This is a genomic window from Micromonospora sp. NPDC048909 (assembly GCF_040649635.1).
Taxonomy (GTDB): domain Bacteria; phylum Actinomycetota; class Actinomycetes; order Mycobacteriales; family Micromonosporaceae; genus Micromonospora.
In genome coordinates this window covers 105605-129977 of sequence record NZ_JBEZFU010000002.1, presented here as the reverse complement: position 1 = coordinate 129977, position 24373 = coordinate 105605, and the positions used below count along the sequence as shown (strand labels likewise).

22 protein-coding genes are annotated in these 24373 nt (G+C 73.0%); 4 read left to right on the top strand and 18 right to left on the bottom strand.

What is annotated here, in order from left to right:
* Positions 1 to 7 precede the first annotated feature (7 nt).
* The 14 genes from eboE to AB0C04_RS06750 all read right to left on the bottom strand — a co-directional run bounded on the left by eboE (position 8) and on the right by AB0C04_RS06750 (position 15926).
* Complete coding sequence (gene eboE / locus AB0C04_RS06815; protein ID WP_357049484.1) at positions 8 to 1207, bottom strand: metabolite traffic protein EboE; 1200 nt, start codon at positions 1205 to 1207, stop codon at positions 8 to 10.
* A complete protein-coding gene (locus tag AB0C04_RS06810) occupies positions 1207 to 2073 on the bottom strand; it encodes a TatD family hydrolase (RefSeq protein WP_357049481.1) in 867 nt (288 codons plus the stop codon). Before AB0C04_RS06810 ends, eboE begins: the two co-directional genes overlap by 1 nt.
* Complete coding sequence (locus AB0C04_RS06805) at positions 2073 to 2672, bottom strand: EboA domain-containing protein (protein ID WP_357049478.1); 600 nt, start codon at positions 2670 to 2672, stop codon at positions 2073 to 2075. The genes AB0C04_RS06810 and AB0C04_RS06805 overlap by 1 nt, the downstream gene beginning before the upstream one ends.
* Positions 2673 to 2728: 56 nt before the next feature.
* Positions 2729 to 3724, bottom strand: a complete 996-nt coding sequence (locus tag AB0C04_RS06800) for a sugar phosphate isomerase/epimerase family protein (RefSeq protein WP_357049474.1) — start codon at positions 3722 to 3724, stop codon at positions 2729 to 2731.
* Entirely contained in the window at positions 3721 to 4650 is a 930-nt protein-coding gene (locus tag AB0C04_RS06795; protein ID WP_357049471.1) for an SCO3242 family prenyltransferase, read from the bottom strand. Before AB0C04_RS06795 ends, AB0C04_RS06800 begins: the two co-directional genes overlap by 4 nt.
* Positions 4634 to 5800 carry an inositol-3-phosphate synthase gene (locus tag AB0C04_RS06790; protein ID WP_357049468.1) on the bottom strand — a complete coding sequence of 389 codons (1167 nt, stop codon included), beginning with the start codon at positions 5798 to 5800 and terminating at the stop codon, positions 4634 to 4636. The genes AB0C04_RS06795 and AB0C04_RS06790 overlap by 17 nt, the downstream gene beginning before the upstream one ends.
* A gap of 643 nt (positions 5801 to 6443) precedes the next feature.
* Entirely contained in the window at positions 6444 to 7682 is a 1239-nt protein-coding gene (locus AB0C04_RS06785) for a Gfo/Idh/MocA family oxidoreductase (protein ID WP_357049465.1), read from the bottom strand.
* A gap of 20 nt (positions 7683 to 7702) precedes the next feature.
* The gene (locus tag AB0C04_RS06780; RefSeq protein WP_350874061.1) at positions 7703 to 8755 is read right to left on the bottom strand and encodes a substrate-binding domain-containing protein; all 1053 of its coding nucleotides are present in this window, start codon (positions 8753 to 8755) and stop codon (positions 7703 to 7705) included.
* A gap of 95 nt (positions 8756 to 8850) precedes the next feature.
* Positions 8851 to 9978 (bottom strand): ABC transporter permease, encoded by a 1128-nt coding sequence (locus AB0C04_RS06775; RefSeq protein WP_357049460.1) that lies wholly within the window; start codon positions 9976 to 9978, stop codon positions 8851 to 8853.
* Complete coding sequence (locus tag AB0C04_RS06770) at positions 9975 to 11486, bottom strand: sugar ABC transporter ATP-binding protein (protein ID WP_357050725.1); 1512 nt, start codon at positions 11484 to 11486, stop codon at positions 9975 to 9977. Before AB0C04_RS06770 ends, AB0C04_RS06775 begins: the two co-directional genes overlap by 4 nt.
* Positions 11487 to 11687: 201 nt before the next feature.
* Positions 11688 to 12866, bottom strand: coding sequence for an ROK family protein (locus tag AB0C04_RS06765; RefSeq protein ID WP_357049457.1), 1179 nt, complete (start codon positions 12864 to 12866; stop codon positions 11688 to 11690).
* A gap of 282 nt (positions 12867 to 13148) precedes the next feature.
* On the bottom strand, positions 13149 to 14243 hold the full coding sequence (locus AB0C04_RS06760; RefSeq protein WP_357049454.1) for a YihY/virulence factor BrkB family protein: 1095 nt from the start codon (positions 14241 to 14243) through the stop codon (positions 13149 to 13151).
* Between the two features lie 63 nt (positions 14244 to 14306).
* The gene (locus tag AB0C04_RS06755; RefSeq protein WP_357049451.1) at positions 14307 to 15116 is read right to left on the bottom strand and encodes an ABC transporter permease; all 810 of its coding nucleotides are present in this window, start codon (positions 15114 to 15116) and stop codon (positions 14307 to 14309) included.
* Between the two features lie 12 nt (positions 15117 to 15128).
* Entirely contained in the window at positions 15129 to 15926 is a 798-nt protein-coding gene (locus tag AB0C04_RS06750) for an ABC transporter permease (protein ID WP_357050722.1), read from the bottom strand.
* A 205-nt stretch (positions 15927 to 16131) separates the two neighbouring features.
* Between AB0C04_RS06750 and AB0C04_RS06745 the strand changes: the two genes are divergently transcribed.
* Positions 16132 to 16449, top strand: coding sequence for a PadR family transcriptional regulator (locus AB0C04_RS06745; RefSeq protein WP_357049448.1), 318 nt, complete (start codon positions 16132 to 16134; stop codon positions 16447 to 16449).
* Positions 16446 to 16778, top strand: coding sequence for a hypothetical protein (locus AB0C04_RS06740; protein ID WP_357049446.1), 333 nt, complete (start codon positions 16446 to 16448; stop codon positions 16776 to 16778). Before AB0C04_RS06745 ends, AB0C04_RS06740 begins: the two co-directional genes overlap by 4 nt.
* Before the next feature lie 63 nt (positions 16779 to 16841).
* On the opposite strand, the gene AB0C04_RS06735 is transcribed toward AB0C04_RS06740, so the two are convergent.
* Both AB0C04_RS06735 and AB0C04_RS06730 read right to left on the bottom strand, forming a co-directional pair.
* Entirely contained in the window at positions 16842 to 17381 is a 540-nt protein-coding gene (locus tag AB0C04_RS06735) for a hypothetical protein (protein ID WP_357049444.1), read from the bottom strand.
* Positions 17382 to 17468: 87 nt separating this feature from the next.
* Positions 17469 to 18401 carry an ABC transporter ATP-binding protein gene (locus tag AB0C04_RS06730; protein WP_357049441.1) on the bottom strand — a complete coding sequence of 311 codons (933 nt, stop codon included), beginning with the start codon at positions 18399 to 18401 and terminating at the stop codon, positions 17469 to 17471.
* A gap of 94 nt (positions 18402 to 18495) precedes the next feature.
* Here AB0C04_RS06730 and AB0C04_RS06725 point away from each other — a divergent pair, with 94 nt between their 5' ends.
* Together AB0C04_RS06725 and AB0C04_RS06720 are read left to right on the top strand one after the other, a co-directional pair.
* Complete coding sequence (locus AB0C04_RS06725) at positions 18496 to 20850, top strand: TRAP transporter fused permease subunit (RefSeq protein ID WP_357049438.1); 2355 nt, start codon at positions 18496 to 18498, stop codon at positions 20848 to 20850.
* Complete coding sequence (locus AB0C04_RS06720; RefSeq protein ID WP_357049434.1) at positions 20847 to 21866, top strand: TAXI family TRAP transporter solute-binding subunit; 1020 nt, start codon at positions 20847 to 20849, stop codon at positions 21864 to 21866. The genes AB0C04_RS06725 and AB0C04_RS06720 overlap by 4 nt, the downstream gene beginning before the upstream one ends.
* A gap of 55 nt (positions 21867 to 21921) precedes the next feature.
* Here AB0C04_RS06720 and AB0C04_RS06715 read toward each other — a convergent pair whose 3' ends face one another.
* Both AB0C04_RS06715 and dnaG read right to left on the bottom strand, forming a co-directional pair.
* The gene (locus AB0C04_RS06715; RefSeq protein ID WP_357049431.1) at positions 21922 to 22458 is read right to left on the bottom strand and encodes a hypothetical protein; all 537 of its coding nucleotides are present in this window, start codon (positions 22456 to 22458) and stop codon (positions 21922 to 21924) included.
* Entirely contained in the window at positions 22459 to 24336 is a 1878-nt protein-coding gene (gene dnaG, locus AB0C04_RS06710) for a DNA primase (RefSeq protein ID WP_357049428.1), read from the bottom strand. It abuts the gene before it with no gap.
* Positions 24337 to 24373 lie beyond the last annotated feature (37 nt).

Genomic DNA, 24373 nt, shown 5'->3' with positions numbered 1-24373 from the left:
CGCTCGCTCATGCCGCCACCTCGCTTCGCTCGGTCCGGGTCACCGGCGCGAGGCCGAGCGTGGCCAGCTCGTCGCGGGCGAACGCCAGCTCCGCGGCGATCCCGGCGGCCAGCTCCGCGTCGGTGCGCGGGCGCCGCGCCTCGGGCAGCACCCCCCAGGTGTACGTCTCCACGTCGAGGTGGTCGCAGCCCGCGTCCGGGCCGGCGAAGAGCGCGGCCAGCGCGGCGCGCAGCACCGGCAGGGTGGAGTCCAGTGGTGGCTCCGGCGGGGCGTGCAGCGGCACGTGGTAGTGCACCCGCCACGGCCCGGGCAGCTCCGCGTCCAGGGCGGCGTCCAAGTCGTCGGCCGCGTACGCCGGATCGGCCGGGTCGGCGGCGCCCGCGCAGCCGACGGCCCGGGTCTGGTGCAGGAAGCGGGGCTCCACCCAGCGGCGCAACGCCTCCCTCGCGCCAACCGGGTCGGCCGCCTCCAGCGCGGCCGAGACCTGCACCTTCACCACCGGCAGGTCGGCCGCGCACAGCCGGGCCAGCGCCTCGGCCGGCTCCTCCCAGGCACAGGCAAGGTGTGCGAGGTCGAGGCAGACGCCGAGCCGAGTGTCCATACCGGACAGTATCGTGGCGGATTGTTTCGTGCTCTCTACCAGGCAACCGGGTTCGGGCTCGAAACCGACCCGGATCCGCCGGCCGGTGTCCCGCTCCACGGCGGCCAGGCCGGCCGCGAGCTGGTCGAGACGACGCCGGGCCGCGTCGGCCCGGTCGGTGTCCCAGGGCGAGCGCCAAGCCAGCGGCAGGGTGGAGATCGAACCGCGGGCCGCGTCGTCCGGCAGCAGGTCGGCCAGCACCCGGGCCAGGTCGAGGGTGTACGCCAGCCGCGGCGCGGTGGTCCAGTCCGGGTGGTAGACGTCGCCCTTCACGACCGGGGCCTGGAACGCGGCGTACGGGAAGCCGTTGAGGGTGACCACCTCCAACCCCCGGGCGGTCAGTTCGGTCCGTAGCCGCCGGCGGGCCGCCGGGTCGGCGGCCAGTTCGGCGGCGACCGGCGCGGCCAGCCAGAGCCCGAGGCCGAGCAGGTCGGCGCCGAGCGCCGCCCGGACGGGTACGGCGTAGGTGTCCAGTTGGGCCAGGATGCCGGCGAGGTCCTCGGCGGGGTGCACGTTGGTGCAGTAGCCGAGGTGGACGGTCTCGCCACCGGCGTGTCGCAGCCGCATCAGCTGCCTCCGCGCAGGATCGAGTTGCCGGCGAACGTCCCGGCCGTGCCGCCGACGTCGGCGAGGTCCAGGCCGGTCAGGTCGAGCCGCCCCGACTGGCCGTAGAACTCCACCGGGTTGCGCCAGAGCACCTGGTCGACGTCGTCGTCGGTGAACCCGGCCAGCAGCATCGCCTCGGCGGTGGCCCGGGTGAGCAGCGGGTCCGAGCGTCCCCAGTCGGCCGCCGAGTTGACCAGCATCCGCTCGGTTCCGTACTCCCGCAGCAGCTCGACCATCCGCGGCGGCGACATCTTGGTGTCGGGGTAGATGGAGAAGCCGAGCCAGCAGCCGGTGTCCCGGACCAGCTTGACGGTCACCTCGTTGAGGTGGTCGACCACCACCCGACCCGGTTCGATGCCGGACTCGCGGACCACGGCGAGGGTGCGCTCGACCCCCCGGGCCTTGTCCCGGTGCGGGGTGTGCACCAGCGCCGGCAGGTCGTGGGCGACGGCCATGGCCAGCTGGGCGGCGAAGGCCTCGTCCTCCTCCGGGGTCATCGAGTCGTACCCGATCTCGCCGACCGCCACCACGCCGTCCTTGTCGAGGTAGCGGGGCAGCAGGTCGAGCACCGGACGACAGCGCGGGTCGTTGGCCTCCTTCGGGTTCAGCGCCACCGTGGCGTGGTGCCGGACGCCGAACTGCCCGGCCCGGAACGGCTCCCAGCCGATCAGCGAGTCGAAGTAGTCGGTGAACGAGGCCGGGCTGGTGCGCGGTTGCCCGAGCCAGAACGCCGGCTCCACCACCGCCCGGACGCCGGCCGCGGCCATCCGCTCGTAGTCGTCGGTGGTGCGTGAGGTCATGTGGATGTGCGGGTCGAAGATGCGCATCACGCCTCCTGTGGGCTGAGCTGGTCGAGCAGGTCGGTGGCGTCGGCGGCCATGCTCCGGCCGGCGGCCTGCCGTTCGGCGGCCAGGCCGCCCAGCATCACGCCCAGTTCCCCGTCGGCGCGGGTGTCGAGGTCGGCCACGACCGCAAGCGGCACCTCCATGAACACGCACTTCAGCACCGCCTGCCGCCAGGCCGCGGGGTCGAGGTGGCGGGCGTACGGGCCGAGGGCCGCGGCGACCAGCCGGGTGTCGTTGGTGCGGATCGCGTCGTGCAGCAGGGGCACCCCGGCCCCGCCGATCGGCAGCAGTGGCAGCGCCTTGAGCACCGCCCGCTTCTCGGCCGCGTCGCCGTGCCGGTAGAGCGCGTCGGCGTAGCGGACGTGCTCGGCGGGCAGGGCGGTGAGCAGCAGGACGCGGGCCGCCTCGTCGGCGGTCCAGCCGGGCAGTCCGGTCAGCTCCCCCCGGCCGCAGTGCCGGCCGGCGGCGGGGAAGAACCGGTCGATCGCCGCCGGTTCCGCGGCGACCTGGCGCAGCGCCACGTCCAGCCAGTCGGGGTCCCGAACGCCCCGCAGGGCCGCTCGCAGTTGATCGGGTGTCATCCCGTCTCCTCCCTCGTGCTGGTCGGCAGGTACCGCACCGCGCCCTTTGCTCTGCTTCACTCCAGGCGACGGGCGGTGTCCGGATGGCGGACACCGGCTGTCGCCTCCGCTGAAGCAGAGCAAAGGAGGCGGTCGGTGTCCTGGCCGTCGGTGTGCTCGGGCCCCGGGTCGGCGCCACCGCCCGGGTCGTCGCCGCCCGGGCGGGCCGGGCCCGCGGACCGCGCGGCGGCGCGCAGGAAGTCCAGGGACCGGGCGGCCACGGCGGGGGCGGCGTGCGAGTGTCGGGGCAGCTCCACCGCGATCAGACCCCGGTAGCCGGCGTCATCCAGCGCTCGCAGCACCGGCGGAAAGTCGATCTCGCCCTCGCCGAACTCGAGGTGCTCGTGCACGCCCCGGCGCATGTCGTCGATCTGGACGTTGACCAGGTGCTCCGCCACCTCGTGCACGCAGCGCGGCACCGGCCACGGTTCCAGACAGCGGCAGTGTCCGATGTCGAGAGTGATGCCGAAGCAGGCCGGATCGTCGAGCGCGGCGCGCAGCCGCCGCCAGCCGGCGATGTCCTCGACCAGCATGCCGGGCTCCGGCTCGAAACCCAGCCGCACCCCGGCCCGGTCGGCGGCGTCGACCACCGTGGCGCACCCGGCCACCAACCGGTCCCAGGCAGTCCGCGGCGGGACCGGCTCGGGGCATACGCCGGCCCAGAAGGAAATCGCCTCCGCGCCCAGGTCGGCGCCGATCCGCACCGCCCGACGCAGGAACTCGACCCGCCGGGTCGGGTCGTCGTGCAGCAGCGTCGGCGCGTGCTTCTGCCAGGGGTCGAGCAGGTAGCGGGCGCCGGTCTCGATCACCACAGCCAGGCCGAGCGTCTCCAGCCGGCGCCGCACGGCGGCCACCCGGCGGACCAGCCCCGGCGGGTACGGGTCGAGATGATCGTGGTCCAGGGTGAGCGCCACCCCGACGTAGCCCAGGTCGGCGATGACGGCGAGCGCGTCGTCCAGCCGGTGGTTGGCGAACCCGTTGGTCCCGTAGCCGAAGCGCGGCGGTGCGGTCATGTCGGCGAGACCCTCCGGGCGAGCCGGCGGCCGAGCGGGGCCGCCGCGGCGACCGCCAACCCGAGCAGTCCGGCGCCGCTGCGGGCGGTCAGCGCACCCTGCAACGCGGGCAGCCCGGTGATCCCGGCACCCACCGCCGCGCGCACCCGCCCGGCGCTCGGATCGGCGACCACCCGGGCCTGCGCCCGGCCGTAGCCGGCGGCGTACCAGGCCGTCAACGCCGCCGGCAGCGCGGCGGCGAGCGCCGCGCGGCGGGAGCGGAGGGCCGGCGCGGACCGTACGGTGACGTCGCCGTCGGCGGGCGGTCGGGTCGGGCGTGGGCGGGGTGCGGTGACCGCGCTCGTGGCGACCAGGGCGGTGCCGGCGAGGGTGCCCAGCGGCAGGGTGACGTCGGCGCCGGTGACCTCGCGGCGGGAGAGCGCGGTGACCGTCCAGGTGTGCGCGGCCACGGTCAGCGCGGCCGGCAGCGCGCGGGACAGCCGACCGCCGGCGGCGCCGAGCAGCACGTCCAGCCCCCGGCAGGCCGCCATCACCGCGGGACCGGCCGCGGTGTTCTTCGCCCGCAGGTCGTAGCCCCAGACCGCCACGGCCAGCGGCACCGCCACCGCCGTCGCGCGCCGGCCGCCCGCGGCGGCGGCCAGGCCCAGGCCGGCGGCGGTGAGACCGGCGGCGAGGCCGACCGCGGCGCCCGGGTGGACCCGGCCGCTGGGGATCGGGCGCTCCGGGCGCTCGACGGCGTCCAGCCGCCGGTCCGCCCAGTCGTTGGCGGCCATTCCGGCCCAGTAGAGCAGCACCGAGGCGCCGGCCAGGGCGGGCGTACGCCGGTCGAGCACCCCGGCCGCGGCGGCCCCGGCGACCACGTCCCCGGGGACCGAGAGCGCGGCCGGCGCCCGGACCAGCTCGGCGAGGTCAGCCAGCGTGGCCATCGGCGCTCCCCCGGCCGGCGTGCAGGCGGCGGGTGAACTCCGCCAGCCGGGTCCACTGCTCGGCGAGCGAGTGGGTCGGCCCGCCGAGCGGGTCCTTGAAGAAGAAGGCCAGCTCCTCGAGAGGGCCGCGGTGCCCGCCGGCGTGCGCGGCGGCGGTGAGGCGGGCCAGGTCGAGCACCAGCGGCGCGGCGAGTGCCGAGTCGCACCCGTGCCAGGTGAACTCCATGCGCATCCGGGTGCCGAGAAAGCCGGAGAAGGTGATCAGATCCCAGGCGGTCTTGAAGTCGCCCAGCTCCTCCACGAAGTCGATCCGGGTGTCGCCCTGCGGCACGTAGCCCAGCGTCTCGCCGAGCACCCGCTGCTTGCTCTCCACCTTGGCCGCGTTGGCGGCCGGATCGGCCAGGTTGGCGCCGTCGCCGCCGCCGAGCAGGTTCAGCCCGGACCAGGTGTGCACGGTCAGGTTCCGCATGGCGAACATCGGGGCCAGCACCGACTTCACCAGGGTCTCGCCGGTCTTGCCGTCGTGCCCGCCGTACGGCAGCCCGCGCTCGACCGCCAGCGCGTGCAGCGCCGGCAGCCGGGCCCCGGTCGACGGGGTGAAGTCGACGTACGGGCAGCCGGCGGTCAGCGCCGCGTACGCGTAGAGCGAGCTGGCCGGCAGCACCTCGTCGGGGCCGGTCAACGCGGCGCGCAGCGCGGTCGGGTCGGCGTGCCCCGGGTGCGGCCGGACGGCCGGCTCGGTCGCCGAGACGTTGACCACGACCACCCGCTCCAACCGGTGCCGGTCGCGGAAGTCGGTGAGATCCCGGACGGCGGCGGCGGCCCGGTCGGCCTGGGTCGCGCCGGGCGGGGCGGGGCGCAGCTCCTGCTCCACCGCGGCGAGTTCGTCGAGGAGGGCGGCGACCAGCCGGCTTGGCAGCACCCCGGCGGCTGCGAGCGTCTCGGCACGCTTGACCAGCGGCGTGGTGGCCACGTCGTGGCCACCGAAGACCAGGTCGCTGAAGGCGGGGAGCGCGGGACCGCGCAGTTCCGGCAGCTCGGTGACGCAACCAGCCGGACCGGTGAGGCCGGCGCGCAGCGCGAGCCCTCCGACGATGCTGGTGGTCGCGACAGAACCGCGCGCCCCCACCAGCCAGACACCCGTACGCATGGCGCCCCTTCCCGATCAGGAAGACCGTTGTGCATCGAATTATCTTGATATCAGAATTTGATTCCGAAAGATATAGAAGTGTGAGAAACCTCGATGTATCGGATGGGCCCCGTCCGCCCGTCCGCTCCGGAGACGGTCCGGCGTCGAAGTCGGCGGCGACGGCGCCGGACCGGCTGCCGGTGCGGTGCGGACGGACGGGGCTGGCAGGCAGGGTCGGGTCGGCGTCTCGACCCTGCCTCCCCCGCATCCGAGCCGTCAGGGCGATGGCGCCCCGGCCGGACGTTTCAGCAGTCGCGGTCCGTCGCGGCGCGACGGAACTGGTCGGTGACGGTCGCGCGAGCCGTTGGCGGTGCCATCTGCTCCTCCGGAACGTCGTCGGGGTGGTGGCGGCCCTCCGGTGCGGCCGGGGAATCCCGGTCCGGCCACACCGGACAGCCGTCCTGCTCGTGCGCCACCGGGCCGCGGGGCCTGGCTGCACGCCCTTCCGGAATCGACCTCGTCCCGAGCCGCGGGGCGCAACCGCGGCCGGTCCCTCGCCGGTCGTTCCCGGAAAGCTGATCGGGCGGTGGCGACGGGATCACCGCCACCGCGGATGGGTCGGGGGTGGTGGCCCGGCCGGACTCCCGCCCGGCCGGGCCGTGGTTCAGACCGCGACCGCGGTCAGCGCCGGCTCCACCTCGGTCCAGGACGAGCCCTCCTCCGCCGAGCGGGTCACCGCGTCCAGCACCAGCTGGACCTGCAACGCGTCGGCGAAGGACGGAGCCGGGTCGACCCCGGTGGCGATCGCCTCGATGAAGTCGCGCATCTGGTGGGTGAAGGAGTGCTCGTAGCCGATGATGTGACCCGGCGGCCACCAGGCCGACATGTACGGGTGCTCACCCTCGGTCACCAGGATGCGGCTGAAGCCCTGCTCGGTGCTGGACAGCGTCGCGTCGTAGAACTCCAGCTCGTTGAGGCGTTCCAGGTCGAACACCAGGCTGCCCAGCGAGCCGTTGATCTCCACACGCAGGGCGTTCTTGCGCCCGGTGGCGAACCGGCTCGCCTCGTACGTGCCCAGCGCGCCACCGTCGAGCCGGGCCACGAAGGCCGCGGCGTCGTCGACGGTGACCGGACCGGTGGCCGGACCGTGGCCGTCACCGGCAGCCAGCCCGTCACCGTTGCCGTCGAGGGTGGCGGCGAGCCCGCTGGACTCCGCCGGCAGCGGACGTTCCTTGACGAACGTCTCGGTCACCGCGCTCACTCCGGTGATCCGCTGGCCGGTCACGAACTGGGTCAGGTCGATGATGTGCGCGCCGATGTCGCCGAGCGCGCCGGAGCCCGCCCTGTCCTTCTGCAACCGCCACACCAGCGGGAACTGCGGGTCCACGATCCAGTCCTGCAGGTACGTCGCGCGGACGTGCCGGATCACCCCGAGCCGTCCGTCGGCGACCAGCTGGCGCATCATCGTGACCGCGGGCACCCGGCGGTAGTTGAACCCGCACATCGACCGCACCCCGGCGGCCTGGGCGGTGGCCGCCGCGGCGGCCATCGCCCTGGCCTCCTGCACCGTGTTGGCCAGCGGTTTCTCGCACAGTACGTGCTTACCGGCGGCCAACGCGGCGAGCGCGATCTCGGCATGGCTGTCCCCCGGGGTGCAGACGTCGACCACGTCGATGTCGTCCCGGCTGATCAGGTCACGCCAGTCGGTGGTGTACGCCTCCCAGCCGAGCCGGTCGGCGGCGTCGGCCACCTTTCCGGTGTCCCGGCCGCAGATGAGCGCCATCCGAGCCCGCGCCGGCAGGTCGTACACCCGGTTCACGGTGCGCCACGCCTGTGAGTGCGCGGCGCCCATGAACGCGTAGCCGACCAGACCGACCCGCAGGTCTCTGTCTCTCGTGGACAAGGTGGGTCTCCCCCCGTGTGTCAGAACCCGAGCTTCTCGTAGTTGCTCGCGTTCTCCTTGGTGATCGTCTCGGAGGCGAGGGTCACTTCCTTGGGCACCTGCAGCTCCGTGAGGTCCCCCATGCCCCGGCCCTGCGCGATGAGCCGGGCGAGGGAGATCGCCGACGAGGCCATCGACGGGTTGTAGGTGACCGTCGCCTTGAGCACCGAGTTGTCGGCCTTGATCGCGTCGATCGCGAGCTTCGCGCCCGCGCCGCCGACCATGAAGAACTCGGAGCGGTTGGCCTGCTTGATGGCGGCGAGCACGCCGATGCCCTGGTCGTCGTCGTGGTTCCAGATCGCGTCGATCTTGGGCAATGCCTGGAGCAGCTGGGCCGCCTCGCGCTGGCCGCTGTCCGAGGTGAACTCGGCCGAGCGACGGTTGGACACCTTGAACCCGTAGGTCGCCAGGGCGGCCGCGAAGCCGGCGCTGCGCTCGACGGTCAGCGGGATCTCCAGGCCGGCGATCTCACCGATCACCGGGTTGGTGACGCCCTTGTCCTTCAGCTGCTTGCCGATGAAGTGCCCGGCCGACACGCCCATGCCGTAGTTGTCGCCCTTGATGACCAGCCGGGAGGCCAGCGCGTCGGGGAACACCCGGTCGAGGTTGACGATCGGGATACCCGCCTGCATCGCCTGGAGGGCAACCGCGTTGACCTCCTTGCCGTCGTGCGGCAGCACGACGATGATGTCCGGCTTCTGGGCGATCAGCGTGCCCAGCGTGGAGCGCTGCGCCTCGGAGGTCGTGCCGCCGTCGACCTCCTTCAGCTCGACGTCTGAGTAGGCGGCGGCCTGCGCCTTGGCGTTGGCGTGGATCGCGCCCATCCAGCCGTGGTCGGCGGCCGGGGCGGAGAAGCCGATGACCACCTTCTTGCCGGGAGCGTTGTTGCCGGCGCCGTCTCCGGCGGCCTTGGTCTGGGTGCTGGCCGCCGGCGTCTCGTTGCTGGTGCAGGCGGTGAGCAGGGTGGCGGCACCGACGGCGGCACCGCCGAACAGCAACCGACGACGCGACAGGTCGCGACTGTGCTGGGTCATGACGACCTCCTGGGAGCGGGTTTCAGTTGGTGAGGGTGTGCGAGGTCCGGCCACTGTCGAAGATCTCGACGTCGCCAGGGACAACGTGCGGTGCGTCAGGTTGTGGTGGTGAGCCTGTTCCGCGCGAGGAGCCGAGTGAAGGACTTGAACTGGAACTGCTGGACCAGGACGGCGGCGACGATAATGCCGCCCTTGACCATGTTCTGCGCCTCGATGGAGAGGCCGTTGATGGCGAAGAGGTTCGTGATGGTGGCGAAGATGATCACGCCGAGCAGCGAGCCGACGATGGTGCCGCGGCCGCCGCTGAGCAGGGTTCCGCCGATGATCGCGGCGGCGATCGCGTCCAGCTCGTAGAGGTTGGCCATGGCCGCCTGGGCCGAGGTGGCCTGCGAGGTGAGCATGATGGCGGCGATGCCGCAGCACAGACCGGAGAGCGCGTAGAGCAGCATGGTGTGCCGGCGGACGTTGATGCCGGCCAGCCGCGCGGCCTCCGGGTTGCCGCCGACGGCGATGGTCCGCCGTCCGAAGGTCGTCCGGTTGAGCAGGATCCACCCGGCCACCACGACGGCGGCGAGGATGTAGACGAGGATCGGGATCCCGAGCACCTTGCGCGCCGCGATGTCGTTGATGAAGGTGCTGCTCGACACCTGGGTCTGCTTGTTCGAGATCGACGCCGCGAGCCCGCGGGCGGCCACCAGCATCGCGAGCGTCGCGATGAAGGGCACCAGCCGCCCGTACGAGATCAGCACGCCGTTGACCAGACCGACGCAGATGCCCACCACGATGGCCGCGAAGATCATGCCGCCGGCACCGTAGCTCTGGGTGGCCACCGTGGTGCACCAGACCCCGGCCAGCGCCACGATCGCGCCGACCGAGAGGTCGATCCCGCCGCCGATGATCACGAAGGTCATGCCGACCGTGACCACGCCCACGACGGAGGCGAGCTGCAGGATCGCCAGGATGTTGTTCCAGACCCAGGTCGGATCGTCGTAGAGGTCGGGTTTGGTGATCGCCCCTACCGCGATGAGCGCGACCAGCACCCCGATCAGACCGAGGTTGCGCTTGGCGCCGTCGCCGCCATCACCCCGCCACCAGGAGAGCCGATTGCCGGTCGGGGCCGCCTTCTCGCCGGCCGCCGCCGTCTCCGCCGGATCCACCGGCGGCGACTGCGCCGGCAGCTGGGCTGCCCGCTCCGGCGTCGCGGTGGGAGTCACGTCACTCATGCCGGTGCGCCTTCCATCAAGGACCCCGCCATGACGAGGTCGAGCACGGTGTTCTCGTCGAGTTCGCCGGCCGGGGCCTCGCGGACGACCCGCCCCTCCCGCATCACCAGCACCCGGTCGGCCAGGCCGAGCACCTCGGGTACCTCGCTGGAGACCAGCAGCACCCCGACGCCCTGGGCGGCCAGCGCCCGGATGACCTGGTACAGCTCGGCCCGGGCACCGATGTCCACGCCCCGGGTCGGCTCGTCGAGCAGAAGGAGCTTGGTGTCGCCGAGCAGCCAGCGCCCGACCACCACCTTCTGCTGGTTGCCACCGGAGAGGGTGCGCACCGGCCGCCGGACGTCACGCGGGCGCAGCTCCAGGCTCTCGGCGATCCGGTCCGCCTCGGCCCGCTCGGCGCCCGCGTCGGTGAAGCCGAGCCGGGCGTAGCGGCCGAAGGTGGCCAGGGTGACGTTGCGGTAGATCGGCTCGCCGAGCAGCAACGCCTGGCTCTTGCGCTCCTCCGGCGCCATGCCCATTCCGGCCCGTACCGCCGCGCCGACACTGCCGGCCCGCAGCGCCTTGCCGGCCATCCGAACCGTGCCGGTCTCGGCCCGGCGGGCGCCGTAGATCGTTTCCAGCAGCTCGGAGCGGCCGGAGCCGACCAGCCCGGCGATGCCCACGATCTCACCGGCCCGCACGCTGAGCGACACGTCGGCGAACTCGCCCGGTCGGGTCAGCCCCTCGACCTCGAGCAGCTCGGCGCCGGCCGCGACCTGCGCCGGGCGCTCCGGAAAGACGTACTCGATGGTCCGGCCGGTCATCCGACTGACCAGGTCGCGGGTCGGAGTCTCGCGGGCCGGCAGGTTCGCCGCGGTGGTCCGGCCGTCCTTCAGCACGGTGACCCGGTCGCCGATCTCGCGGATCTCCTCCAGCCGGTGGGAGATGTAGATGACGGCGATGCCCTGCGCGGTCAGCTCCCGGATGATCCGGAACAGGTTGCCGACCTCGTCGTGGGCCAGCACGGCGCTCGGCTCGTCCATGATGATCAGTCGTGCCTCGTGCGACAGCGCGCGGGCCATGCTGACGATCTGCTTGCCGGCCGCCGGCAGCGCCCGGACCATCCGCCCCGGCGGGATCTCGGCGTGGCCGAGCCGGCCGAGGATCTGCCGGGTCCGCCGGGCCATGTGCCCGCGGCGGACGAAGCCCAGCCGGCGCGGCTCGTGGCCGAGGAAGGCGTTCTCCCCCACCGAGAGGTCCTCGACCAGGTCCAGCTCCTGGTAGATCGTGGCGATGCCGGCCCGCATGGCGGCCTGCGGGTTCGCGAAGGTGACCGGCTCGCCCCGCCACTCGACCTGGCCGGAGTCCGGCAGGTGCACCCCGGCCAGCACCTTGATCAGGGTGGACTTGCCGGCGCCGTTCTGCCCGAGCAGGCAGTGCACCTCGCCGGCGCGGACCTCCAGCTGCACCCCGTCGAGGGCGCGTACGCCCGGGAAGGTCTTGACCACGTCGGTGAGGCGGAGCACCACCTCGCCCGCGACGGTGTCGGCCGGGGCCTCGACCAGCGGGGCGTCGGACGCCACGCCCTCCGCGACTCCGTCCACCTCGGTTGGTTCCCGCTCGCTCACCACGCCCTCCTCCCGCTCGGTCACAGTGCCTCTTCCCGCTCGTTCACAGCGCTGCCGCAGATCGCGACTGCGGGGCTCGCAAGCCCGGTTCACTCCTCGCGCTCACGACGCCTCCCCGAAGGCCACGTCGCTCGCGAGCACGGCTGCGCCGGCGACGCCGGCCCGCGGTCCGAGTTCGGAGAGGACGACCGGCAGGTTGCCGGTGGCCAGCGGCAGCGACCGGCGGTAGACCACGCTGCGGATCTCGGCGAGCAGGATGTGCCCGAGTTGGGCGAGCCCGCCGCCGATCACGATCATCGACGGGTTGGTGAAGCTCACCAACCCGGCCAGTACGCCGCCGACCCGCCGGCCGCCGTCCCGGATCAGCTGGATGCAGGTCACGTCCCCCTCGACCGCGCCCTCGGCGACGTCGAGGGCGGTCACCGCGCCGTGTGCGGCCATCCGCTCGGCGAGCGCCGGTGACATGCCGCTGCGCGCCGCGACGGTCGCGTCCTTGGCCAGGGCGGCACCGCTGAACAGCGCCTCCAGGCAGCCCGCGTTGCCGCAGGAGCACATCGGGCCGTGCGGGTCGACCTGGATGTGGCCGATGTCGCCGGCGCAGCCGTCGGTGCCCCGGTAGACCTCGCCGCTGAGATAGATGCCGCAGCCGATGCCGGTGCCGATCTTGACGAAGAGGAAATCGTCCACCGAGTGGGCGACTCCGCCGTGCCGCTCGCCGATCGCCATGATGTTGACGTCGTTGTCGACCACCGCCGGGCAGCCGTGTTCCCGGGTGAGCAGCTCACGCACCGGGTGGCGGTCCCAGCCCGGCATGATCGGTGGCGACACCGGCACGCCGTCGCGGAAGCTGACCGGCCCGGGAACGCCCACGCCGACCGCGTCCAGCCGCTCGTACGCGCCGTCCACCTTGGCCTTGTGCAGCAGCTCGTTGACCCGTTGCAGGGTCGCCTTCGGGCCGGAGCGGATGTCGGCCGGCTCCGCGTACGCCGCGACCGGCTCCAGCCGGCCGTTGACCACCTCGACGTCGATCGAGCTGGCGCCCAGGTCGACGGCGGCGAAGCGCAGGTGTGGGCTGAGCTCCACCAGGGTGGAGCGGCGTCCGCCCCGGGAGGCGGCCAATCCGGCCTCGGCGACGTAGCCGAGGGCGACCAACCGCTCCAGCTCGGCCAACAGCCGGGGGCGGGGCATCTGCAACCGGTCGCCCAGCTCGGCCCGGGAGACCGCGCCCTCGTCGCGCAGCAACCGCAGGAGGCGGACGTGCAGCGGGTCTTCCGTCCGCACCGGGACTCACCTCCGCATCGCGGGTCTTTCACATCGACGCAACGTCGATGTGTTGTGTCCGACACAGTAGGAGCGTTCCGCGCTACATGTCCAGAGCTTCAGCCAATCTGACTCCAACTTTTGTCCGAACGAACAAAAGCTAATAGTGGATCAAGGAAAGCTCCCGACCGGGCGAATGCCTCCGACCTCCTGCTGCGCGCCGGCCCGGTCCTCGGGGCAGGACGAGAGAGTGGCCGCCCGGACGGACAGCCACTCTCTCGGTGAACCTGGGTCTCGCCTCGCTCAGCGGCGGCGGTCGGCGGAGTTCCGCTTCTTCCGGAGCTTGCGGTCGTCGCGCAGCTCGACGTACGGCTCTTCGTCGGCCGAGTGGCCCGCCGCGATGGCCCGACTGCGCTCCAGCTCGGCGTCGAACTCCGCGCCGAGCAGGATCGCGATGTTGGTCAACCAGAGCCAGACCAAGAAGATGATCACGCCGGCCACCGCGCCGTACGTCTTGTTGTACGAGCCGAAGTTCGAGACGTAGACGGCGAAGAGTCCGGAGACCACCAGCCAGATCACCACCGCCAGCACCCCACCGGGGCTGACCCAGCGGAACCCGCCGTGCCGGGCGTTCGGCGAGGCCCAGTAGAGGATGGCGAACATCAGGCTGACCAGGACCAGCAGCACCGGCCACTTGGCGATGTTCCAGATCGTCACCGCGGTCGACCCCAGCCCGATCGCGTCCCCCACCTGCTCCGCCAGGCGTCCGGTGAAGACCACGATCACCGCGCTGGCCAGCAGCATCACGCCGATCACCGCGGTCACGCCGACCCGGATCGGCAGCGTCTTCCAGATCGGCCGCCCCTCGGGCACGTCGTAGATGGCGTTGGAGGCGCGCATGAAGGCCGCGATGTAGCCGGAGGCGGACCAGAAGGCGCCGAGCAGACCGAGCACCGCCGCCACGCTCGCCAGCCCGCCGGACTTCTGCGCCTGCTCGATCGCGTTCACGATGATCGTCTGGATGTTGCCCTCCGGCACCGCCTGGTTGACGGTGTCGGTGACTCCCTTGGTGACGTCCGGCCCGAGCAGGCCGAGGATCGAGATCAGCACCAGCAGGCCGGGGAAGATGGAGAGCACCCCGTAGTAGGTCAGCGCGGCCGCCCAGTCGGTCAGGTTGTCGTCCTGGAACTCCCGGACCGTCCGGCGCAGCGCCGCCTTCCACCCGGTGCCGGGTAGCGCCGTCGGGCTCTGCGGGCCCTCGTCGGGCCCGACCGGAGCCCCGTCCCGGCCCCGCTGGTCACCGGCACGGGAGCGCTCGTCGGCCGGTTCCCCGGCCGACCGGGCACCGGCGTCCCCGCGGGGACGCCCGCTCCGGGCGGCAGACTCGTCGGCGGCCATTCGCCCTCCTCATCGTCGGTGGTGTCCCCTGGACATGCCCCGACCTAGCCGCCGGATAACCACCTACTTGTAGAGCAGCCGGCCCATCCGCCGCGAAGCCACCAGCAGCCCCAGGACCATCACCGCGACCAGGTAGAGCACGTCGAGCAACCAGGACCAACCGGCGGTGCCGAGCGAGACGCCCCGGATCAGGTGTACCGCCCGGTAGAGCGGGGTCACCTCGACCAGCCAGCGCAGCACGGCCGGGTAGGCCTCGGCGGGGACGAAGGTGCCGGAGAAGAGGAAGAGGGTGAACTGGGCGGAGCCCATCAGGTCGAAGTCCTGCCAACTGCGCATGAACGTGGAGAGCACCATGCCGAGCGCGCCGAAGGCGAAGCCGACCAGCACCGCGGCCGGCAACGCGGTCGCCGCCCGCGCGACCGTGGTCAGGTCGAGCGCCGCCATCACCACCAGGAACGCGGCGGAGTAGGCGCTGCCGCGTAGCATCGCCCAGCCCAGCTCGCCGAGGGCGATCTCGAACGGCTGCACGGGGGTCGCGATGACCCCGTCGTACAGCTTCATGTACTTCATCTTTCCGAAGAAGTTGAAGGTGGTCTCGGCGAGCGCGCCGGTCATCGCCGACGAGGCGAGCATCGCCGGTGCGACGAACGCCGCGTAGCTGACCATCTGGCCGCCGGGCAGCGTGAGGTCGCCGACCAGCCCACCGACACCCACGCCGATGGAGAAGAGGTAGAGCAGCGGCTCGACGAAGCCGGAGATGAGCAGCAGCCAGTAGACCGACTTCAGCGCCGCGACGTTGCGCTCGGCCACCGAGACCGACCGCCGAGACGCGGCGGAGACGTCGACCAGCCGGGGCAGGACAAGACTGACCACAGCGAACCCTTCCTAGACGACGAGCCGGCGACGGAAGATCGCGCGGGCCAGCAGCCACCCGCCCAGCGCCCAGGCCGCGAGGTAGAGCAGGTGCCCGGCGACCGACCACTGTGGAGCGACGCCGAGGGTCGCCGCCCGACACAGGTCGACCGCGTGCCAGAGCGGCGTCGCGTAGGCCGGCCAGCGCAGCGCCTCGGGCAGGCTCTCGACCGGGAAGAAGACCCCGGCGAAGAGCGACATCGGGATGACCGCGAAGCGGAACAGCATGGCCAGCCAGCTGTCGCTGGACACCGCGGCGCTGTAGGCGAAGGTGGGCGCGGCGACGGCCAGCCCGAGCAGCGCCACCACCGGCAGGACCGCCACCGCCCACGGCGAGCGGAGCGCGCCGAACAGCCCGGTGATCAGCAGGAACGCGGCGATGGTGGTGAGCACCCGGAACAGCACGTAGAGCAGGTGCCCGGCCAGGATGTCGCCGATCCGCAGCGGGGCCGTGCTCTGCGCGAAGTAGATCTTGATCCATTGGAAGTTGCTGAACACCGGCCAGGTCGCGTCGCCGATGGCCACCTGCAACGCGGTCGAGGCGATCAGCCCGGGCACCAGCCAGTCGAGATAGGGCACCCCACCGACGCCCTGGTCGATGTAGGCGCCGACGCCGACCCCGAAGCCGAGCACGGTCAGCACCGGCAGCAGGAACGAGGAGAAGACACCGGCCCGCCAGGTGCGCCGATAGCCGACCAGGAAGTAGTTGAGCACGGCAAGCGCGGGCACCCGGGGCAGCGCGTGCCGGACCCCACCCGCCGACGGCGTCACGCCCACCACGATCACCACCCTGACTCGCCGTCCGCTCGCTGCGACCTTCCTACCCCGGGGGTACGACAGGCCCGAGCCACCCTACGACCGCCCGGAGCGGGTGTCGCGGCAGTTTCCGCGCCGGTTCCGCTCCGGCCGCACTGACGGAAGCGGCAGGCGCCCGTTCTGGTGGACAGCCTTAATCTACATAGGTAGCCTTGTCCTCGTGGAACCGCTCGGACGGATCGGCGGCGCGACCGTCGACGTGCTGCGCGTGCTGCTCGACAGCGACCAGCCGCGCTGGGGTCTGGAGATCATCAAGTTGACCGGCCGTCCCTCCGGCAGCGTCTACCCGCTGCTGGAACGGCTGGAGCGGCACGGCTGGGTGACCTCCACCTGGGAGGCGGAGACCGAGCGGCGGGGCCCCCGGCGCCGGATGTACCAGCTCACCGCCGAGGGCGCCGGCGAAGCTCGCCGGGTCTGCGCCCGGGCGACCGTGGTGCGCGCCGCGCTCCGGCCCACCCGCCCCCGGGAGGCCGGATGAATCGGCTGGCCCCGGCCCTCGTCCGCTGCGCGGCGGCGCTCCTGCCCGACCCGGCCCAGCGGGCGCGCTACCTCGAACAGTGGCGGGCCGACGTGCGCGGCGCCGCCGAACTCGACCTGTCACCGGTGCGGATCGCGGCGGGAATCGTCGTCGCCGCCGCCCGGATCGCCATCACCGCCCGGAAGGAGCCGTCCATGCTTCCCATCGGCCCGCTCGCCCTCGCCCTGCGCCTCGTCGGCGGTCCCACCGCCCGCCGCCGCGCTGTCGCCCTCGCCGCGCTGTCCACCATGGCCGTGCTGGCCGGCGTCGGGGTGTTGCTCGTTCAGTAGCGGCTGACCCACTACCGCCGACCGCGCTCGAGGAAGCCCGGTCGGTGGCTGGTGCGGCCCGGATCAGCCCCGGACCGCCCGAGCCAACGCCCGGAGCGCGTAGCCGAGCAGCAGCACGCCGGCGCCGGTGCCCACCACCAGGCCCGCCGGCACTCCCGTCGCCAACCCCGTCACCAGCCCCGCCAGCGCGACCGCGCAGATCGCCACCCCGAGCGGGCGCAGCAGCGGGTCGCCCAGCAGCGGGGCGAGCGGGAAGAAGTGCAGCCCCACCACGGCGCAGACGAGCACCGGGATGAACTGCGACCAGCCGGCGGCGGCCAGCGCCAGTGCACCCAGCCCGGCGAGGGCGAACTCGGCGACGACGATCAGCAGGTAGCGACGGCCCGCCGCCCGGTCACCCGGCCCGGCGCCCGCGCCCCGGGACCGGGCCGTGAGGATCCCTCCGCCGACGGCGGTGAGCAGGGCAGCCACGCTGCCGGCCAGCAGTGCGCCGCGCAGCGGCTGCTCCGCGGCCGGCACGCTGAACCAGACGGTGGCGAAGATGCCGAGATAGAGCGCACCGAGCCCGTCCTGACGCCGCAACCGACCCTCCGCAACAGACATCGCAAACCCCCGCTCGCCCCGCCCGGGCCACCGGCGGCCGGGCCCCCGGGATGCTACGCCCTGGCCGACCCCGGACGGCGCGGCACCTCAGTCGACCAGCGTGCGGCCGGTGAGGTGCAGGAAGACGTCTTCCAGGCTGCTGCGCCGGACCAGCACGTTTGCCGGGGTGAGGCCCCTGGCCTGCACCTCGACCAGCGCCGCGTCGCCGTCGGAGACGTAGAGCAGGATCCGGTCGGGCAGCACCTCGACCCGCTCCCCCAGCCCGCTGAGCTTGCCGGCGAACGCCTCCTGCGACTCGGCGGCGAAGCGCAGCTCCACCACCTCGCGGGTGGAGTGCCGCTCGATCAGCGATCGGGGTGACCCCTCGGCGACGATCCGGCCGCCGTCCATCACCACCAGCCGGTCGCAGAGCTGCTCGGCCTCGTCCATGTAGTGGGTGGTCAGCACCAGCGTCACGCCCTGTTGCTTGAGCCGGAAGAGCCGTTCCCAGACCAGGTGCCGGGCCTGCGGATCGAGCCCGGTGGTCGGCTCGTCGAGCAGCACGATCTCGGGCTCGTTGACCAGCGCGCGGGCGATGGTGAGCCGGCGCTTCATGCCGCCGGAGAGCGGCTCGACCTTGCTGTCGGCCCGCTCGGCGAGCTGGACGAAGTCGAGCAGCTCGGCGGCCCGCTCCCGGGCCACCCGGCGGGGAATGCCGAAGTAGCGGGCGTAGGTGGTGAGGTTCTCGCGGACGGTGAGCTCGGGATCGAGATTGTCCAGCTGTGGGCAGACCCCGAGCCGGGCTCGGATCGCTGGCCCGTCGCGGACCGGATCCATGTCGAGGATGCGCAGCTCGCCACCGGTGGGCGGCGAGGTGCAGCCGACCATCCGCATGGTGGAGGACTTGCCGGCGCCGTTGGGCCCGAGAAAGCCGAACGCCTCGCCCGGCAACACGTCGACGTCGATGCCGTCGACGGCGGTGAAGTCGCCGAACCGCTTCACCAGCCCTCGGGCCCGGATGAGTGGTTGAGCAGTGGTCACCGCCCGACCCTAGCCACCGGGTCCGACAGCTCCACCCCATTTATCCCCGCGGCGGCGCCCCCGCCGGCGACCCATCGACGTGTATCGTCCCTTCGTGTCGCCCACCCGTTCCTCCGACGGTTCGCCGCCGACGCCGCGTCCAGCCGACTCGACCGGCGCCGGCACCGACCCGCACGGTGCCGGGCCAGCCCCGCGACCAGCGCCCGCACCCGCTGCGGAGAGCATCACCGAACCCGTCGCCGATCCGGCCGATCCGACCGCCGGCCCGCCGTCGACGGCCCCGCCCGAGACCACCGGCGCGCCCGCCGGCGGCCCGGCGGACCGCATCGCACCGGCGGACCGCGCCAGCGGCTCCGACGACGCCGACGGCGACGGCGCGATCCGTCCGGGTGCGCCTCCCGGGGTGCCCGAGCTGGCCGCCCAGTTCGAGGACGAGAAGCCCGGCCGGCTGCTCTCCGGGCCGGTCGGCCTGCTGTTCGGTGGGGCGGCGCTGGCCGTGGGCACGCTCGCCCTCTGGCAGGTGTTCCGGCCGTTGCCGCAGGGCAGCAAGTACTACCTGATCATCTTCCTGGCCGGGATCCTGCCGCTGGTCTTCCTCGCCTACCCGGCCGATCTGCGGCTGCGACGACGGCGCGCACAGGGGCCCGTGGCGGCCCGGACGCGGCCCAGCGTGGCCGACTGGGTGCTGGCCCTGCTGGCGCTGGCCGCCTGCCTCTATCCGGTGCTACCGCTGTCGCTCGGCTCCGGTGGCGGCGGTTACGACGCCTTCCTCGACCGGCAGGGCCTGCTCGCGCCGGTGGACCTGGTGATGGGCACGGTGCTGCTGCTGTTGCTGCTGGAGGCGTGCCGGCGGACCACCGGCTGGGTTCTGCCCGCGGTCTGCCTGCTCTTCCTCGGCTACGGCTACTACGGTGGGCTGCTGCCGCAGTCCTGGCCGGTGGCCCACGCGGGGCTCGACTTCAGCCAACTGGTCGACGCCTTCTACAACTCCGACAGCGGCTTCTACGGCACGCCGCTCGACGTCGCCGCCTCGTACATCGTGCTCTTCACCATCTACGGCGCGGTGCTCGACCTCTCCGGCGCCGGCCGGTTCTTCGTGACCCTCTCCACCGCCGCGTTCCGCCGCTCGCGGACCGCCGCCGGACGGACCGCTGTCGCCTCCGGGTTCCTGCTCGGCACGGTCTCCGGTTCCGGGGCCGCGACCACCGTGAGCATCGGCGCGGTCACCTGGCCGATCCTGCGACGGGCCGGCTACCCCCCGGAGCGGGCCGGCGGCATGCTGGCCGCGGCCGGCGTCGGCGCGATCCTCTCCCCGCCCACCCTGGGCGCGGCGGCGTTCATCATCGCCGAGTACCTTGGCGTCTCCTACCTGCAGGTGCTCGGCTGGGCCACCGTGCCGACCATCCTCTACTACCTCGGCATCCTGCTCTCCGTGGAGATCGACGCCCGGCGCTCCGGGGTACGTCCGGTGCTGCTCGACGCCGTCTCGCCGTGGCGGCTGCTGGCCCGGTTCGGCTACCACTTCGCCTCGCTGCTCGTCATCATCGCGCTGCTCGCGGTGGGCGTCTCGGCGACCCGGGCGGTGGTCCTCGCCACGGCCCTGGCGGCCGTGCTCTCCTTCCTGGACCGCACCCACCGGCTCACCCCGTTGCGGGCGCTGACCGCCCTGGTCACCGGCGTACGCGGGGTGCTGGCCGTGGCCGCCGTCTGCGCCGCCGCCGGAATCATCACGGCGACCACCACCAAGACCGGCCTCGGCCCGCAGGCCGCCGCGCTGCTGGTGGACGGCGCCAAGGCGGTCACCTCGGACCCGACCCTGGTGCTGATGCTGACCGCGGTGCTCGCCGCCGTCGCGCTCAGCCTGCTGGGGCTCGCCGTGCCGGTCACCGCCTCGTTCGTGATCGGTTGGGTGATCATCGGACCGGCGCTGATCGACCTGGGGGTGGCGACCCCGGCGGCGGCGATGTTCGTCTTCTATTTCGCGGCGCTCTCCGAGGTGTCCCCACCGACCGCGCTCGCCGCCGTCGCCGCCGCCGCCGTGACCGGCGGGCGGCTGGTGCCCACCATGTGGCAGACCCTGCGCTACGCGCTGCCGGCGTACCTGACCCCGATCGCCTTTGTGATCACACCCGCCGGGCTCGGGCTGCTCGGCATCGGCGGCCCGCAACGGATCGCCCTCGCGGGCGTGGTCACCGCGCTCAGCGTCGCCGTGCTGGCGGTCGCGGCGGGCGGCTGGCTGCCCGGGGTGGGCCCGGCCAGGGCCCCGGAACGCCTGCTCGCCGCGCTCGCCGGGGTGACCCTGCTCTGGCTCGAACCCGTGCCCGTGGCGGTCGGCCTCACGCTGGCCGCGCTCGCGGTGACCGGGGTGTTCGTACGACGTGGATCGGCCGGCCGGACCGGCGGGCCTCGGGCCGGATCACCGGCGGAGCTCAGGGAGGTAGGACAGTGAGCGGGAAGAAGCTTCGGCTCGTCGCCGGCGTCGGCGTGCTCGCCCTCGTCGCCGCGGGCACGGTGGCCTGCGGTGGCAAACAGGGCGGCGCGGCCCGGGACGACACCGCCAGCGAGGTCACCTGCGAGGTGACCCGGGACACCCGGGTCGGCATCGCGACCGGCAACGCGACCGGCGTCTACTACGTGGTCGGCAACGCCCTGGCCGGCCAGCTCTCCGGTGCCACCGGCGGCAAGCTGACCGGCACCGCCGCCGAGACCGGCGCTTCGGTGCAGAACGTCGAGCAGCTGGTCGCCGGCCAGTACGACGTGGCCTTCTCGCTCTTCGACACCGCCGTCAACGCGGTGCAGGGCAAGGGCAGCTTCACCGCCGCCCAGCCGGTCGAGGCACTTGCCCGGATCTACGACAACTACACCCAGGTGGTCGTGCGCAACGACGCGGGCATCGCCTCGGTCGCCGACATGAAGGGCAAGCGGATCTCCACCGGCTCGCCCAAGTCCGGCACCGAGGTGATCGCCAACCGGCTGCTCGAGGCGGCCGGCCTCGACCCGGCCAAGGACGTCCAGGCGCAGCGGCTCGACCTCACCAAGACGGTCGAGGGGATGAAGGACGGCAGCATCGACGGCTTCTTCTGGTCCGGCGGGCTGCCCACCGGCGGGGTGACCGACCTGTTCACCACGGCCGGCGACCGGGTGCGGTTCCTCGACGTCACGCCGCTGCTGCCGAAGATGGCCGAGCTGAACCCGGCCTACCAGGCGGGCACCATCGGGCGGGACGCGTACCGCACGGCGGCCGACACCCCGGCCATCGTGGTGCCGAACGTGCTGCTGGTGCGCAAGGACCTCGACGCCGACGTCGCCTGCGCCATCACCCGGACGGTGTTCGAGAAGAAGGACGCGCTGGCCCAGGCGAACCCGGCGGCCAAGGGCATCAGCCTGGAGAACGCCCGTCGGACCGACCCGGTGCCGCTGCACCGCGGCGCGGACAAGGCCCTGGCGGACCTCGGGGCGCGCTGAGCGAACTCGGGCGGGCCGCTCCCGCCGGTCGACGGTCGGGCGCCGCTCCGGCCGGTCAGATGTCGGCGGGAGCGGTCGCGGCCTTCGCGGTGGCGACCAGCCGGTCGGTCTCGGCGACCAGCTCGGCGTCGTCCACCGGGCTGCCCGGGTCGTAGCGGACCGTCCAGGTCAGGCCGTCCACTCCGGACACGCGACGGGCGGCGATCCGGCCGGCACCGCCGGGCATCGAATGGTGCTGGGTGTACGCGACCGAGCGGGTGACCCGGGCCCGCACCTGGTGCGGCAGGTCACCCGGGTCGAGCAGCAAATAGGTCTCCGCGGGACCGTCGGCGACGACCAGGTAGCCGTCCCGCTCGGCGACCCGCTCGGCCGGGGTGACGGTCAGCTCCCGCCCGGACCAGACCGCCTTGAGCAGGTCGTGCCAGCCCAGCCGGTGCCCCCGACCGGGCAGCCAGAGCCCGAGGTTGCTGGCCACCAGCACGCCGTCGCCCTCGCCGTTGCCGGCCGCCGCCCAGGCCAGCACCCGTTCGTCGGGGGCCAGTGGCGGCCGGTCGGCCGGGGGCAGCTTCGGCCGGCGGTTGAACAGTCCCATCTAGAGCCCTCCCGCGGCCTGTTCCCGCAGCGCCCGGGCGTGCTGCTCCAACGACAGCAGCTCGCCGAAGAGCGCGAAGTATTCGTCCTTGTTGTTGACCGGGTTGATCCGCTGGATGCGCGACTTGAGATCGCGGATCCGGCTGGTCACCGAACCCCACTGCACCCGGGCCATGGTCACCGAGACGTACCGCGGATCCGGGTCGCCGTCGATCCGCAACGGCTCGACGGCCAGCTCACCGACGAGGGCCTGGGCGGCGAGATCGGGGCAGACGTCGCGGACCGACTCGATCCACACCGCGCCGCCGGTGGCCGCCGCGGCCCCGCCGGCCGCCGCGATCGCCTCGCGCACCGCCACGTGCACCGGGTGCCGGTACTCCGCCGCCTCGACCGCGTCGAACATCGGCCCGGCCAGCACCGGCTGCTGGAGGGCCAGCTTCAGCGCCTCCCGCTCGACCATCGACTGGGGGCTGTCCAGCGCCGGCTCGGCGACCGCGACCGACCGGGCGGCGATCGGGGCGGGCGCCTCCCGGCCCGCGGGGGCCGACGCGGCGGCCAACACCGCCCGCTGCACCGGCTCGATCTCCATGCCGAGGTCGCCGGCGAGCTTGCGGACGTACTCCGGACGCTTCTCCCGGTCCTTGAGCTTGGCCACCAGCGGCGCGGCCCGGCGCATCGCCTCGACCCGGCCGTCGACGGTGTCCAGGTCGTAGCGGCTGATCATGTGCCGCAGCGCGAAGTCGACGAGCGGCTCGCGGCGGGCGACCAGGTCACGGACTGCCAGGTCGCCCTTGGCCAGCCGCAGCTCGCACGGGTCCATGTTGTCGGGGCTGACCGCGATGAAGGTACGCCCGACGAAGCGCTGGTCGTCGTCGAAGGCGCGCAGCGCGGCCTTCTGCCCGGCGGCGTCCCCGTCGAAGGTGAAGATGATCTCGCCGGCCACCGCGTCGGTGTCGAGCAGCAGCCGGCGCAGCACCCCGATGTGGTCGGCGCCGAAGGCGGTGCCGCAGGTGGCCACGGCCGTGGTCACCCCGGCCAGATGGCAGGCCATCACATCGGTGTAGCCCTCCACCACGACCACCTTGCCCTGCTTGGCGATCTCCCGCTTGGCCTGGTCGATGCCGTAGAGGACGTGTGACTTCTTGTAGATCGGGGTCTCGGGGGTGTTGAGGTATTTCGGGCCGTCGTCGTCGTCGAAGAGCTTGCGGGCGCCGAAGCCGATCACGTCGCCGGTGAGGTCGCGGATCGGCCAGAGCAGCCGCCGGCGGAACCGGTCGATCAGCGAACCCGACCGGGCCGGGCGGGACAGCCCGGCGGTGACCAACTCGTCGTGGGTGAAGCCCTGCTGACGCAGGTGCTTGGTGAGCAGATCCCACGCGTCGGGGGCGAAGCCGCAGCCGTAGCGCTCGGCGGCCGCCCGATCGAAGCCGCGCTGCGCGAGGAACTCCCGGGCCGGCCGGGCGCCGGCGGTGGTGAGCTGGGACCGGTAGAACTCGACCGCGGCGGCGTGCGCGGCGACCAATCGCTGCCGCTGCCCCTGCTGGGGGCGGCTACGCGGGGCCGGGGTGTCGCCCTCCAGGTAGCGCAGCTGGATGCCGGCGCGGGCGGCGAGCCGCTCGACCGACTCGACGAAGCTGAGATGGTCGGCGTCCATCAGGAACTTGATGGCGTCGCCGCCGGCCCCGCAGCCGAAGCAGTACCAGACGTTGCGCGCCGGGGAGACGTTGAACGAGGGGCTTTTCTCGTCGTGGAACGGGCAGAGCCCCTTGAGGTTGCCGCCACCGGCGGACTTCAGGGTCACCGTCTCGGAGATGACGTCCGCGATCGAGGTGCGCTCGCGGACCAGCGCGATGTCCTCGTCCCGGATCCGGCCAGCCATGGATGCACCCCCTCGACTTACATCCTGCCCTGCCGGG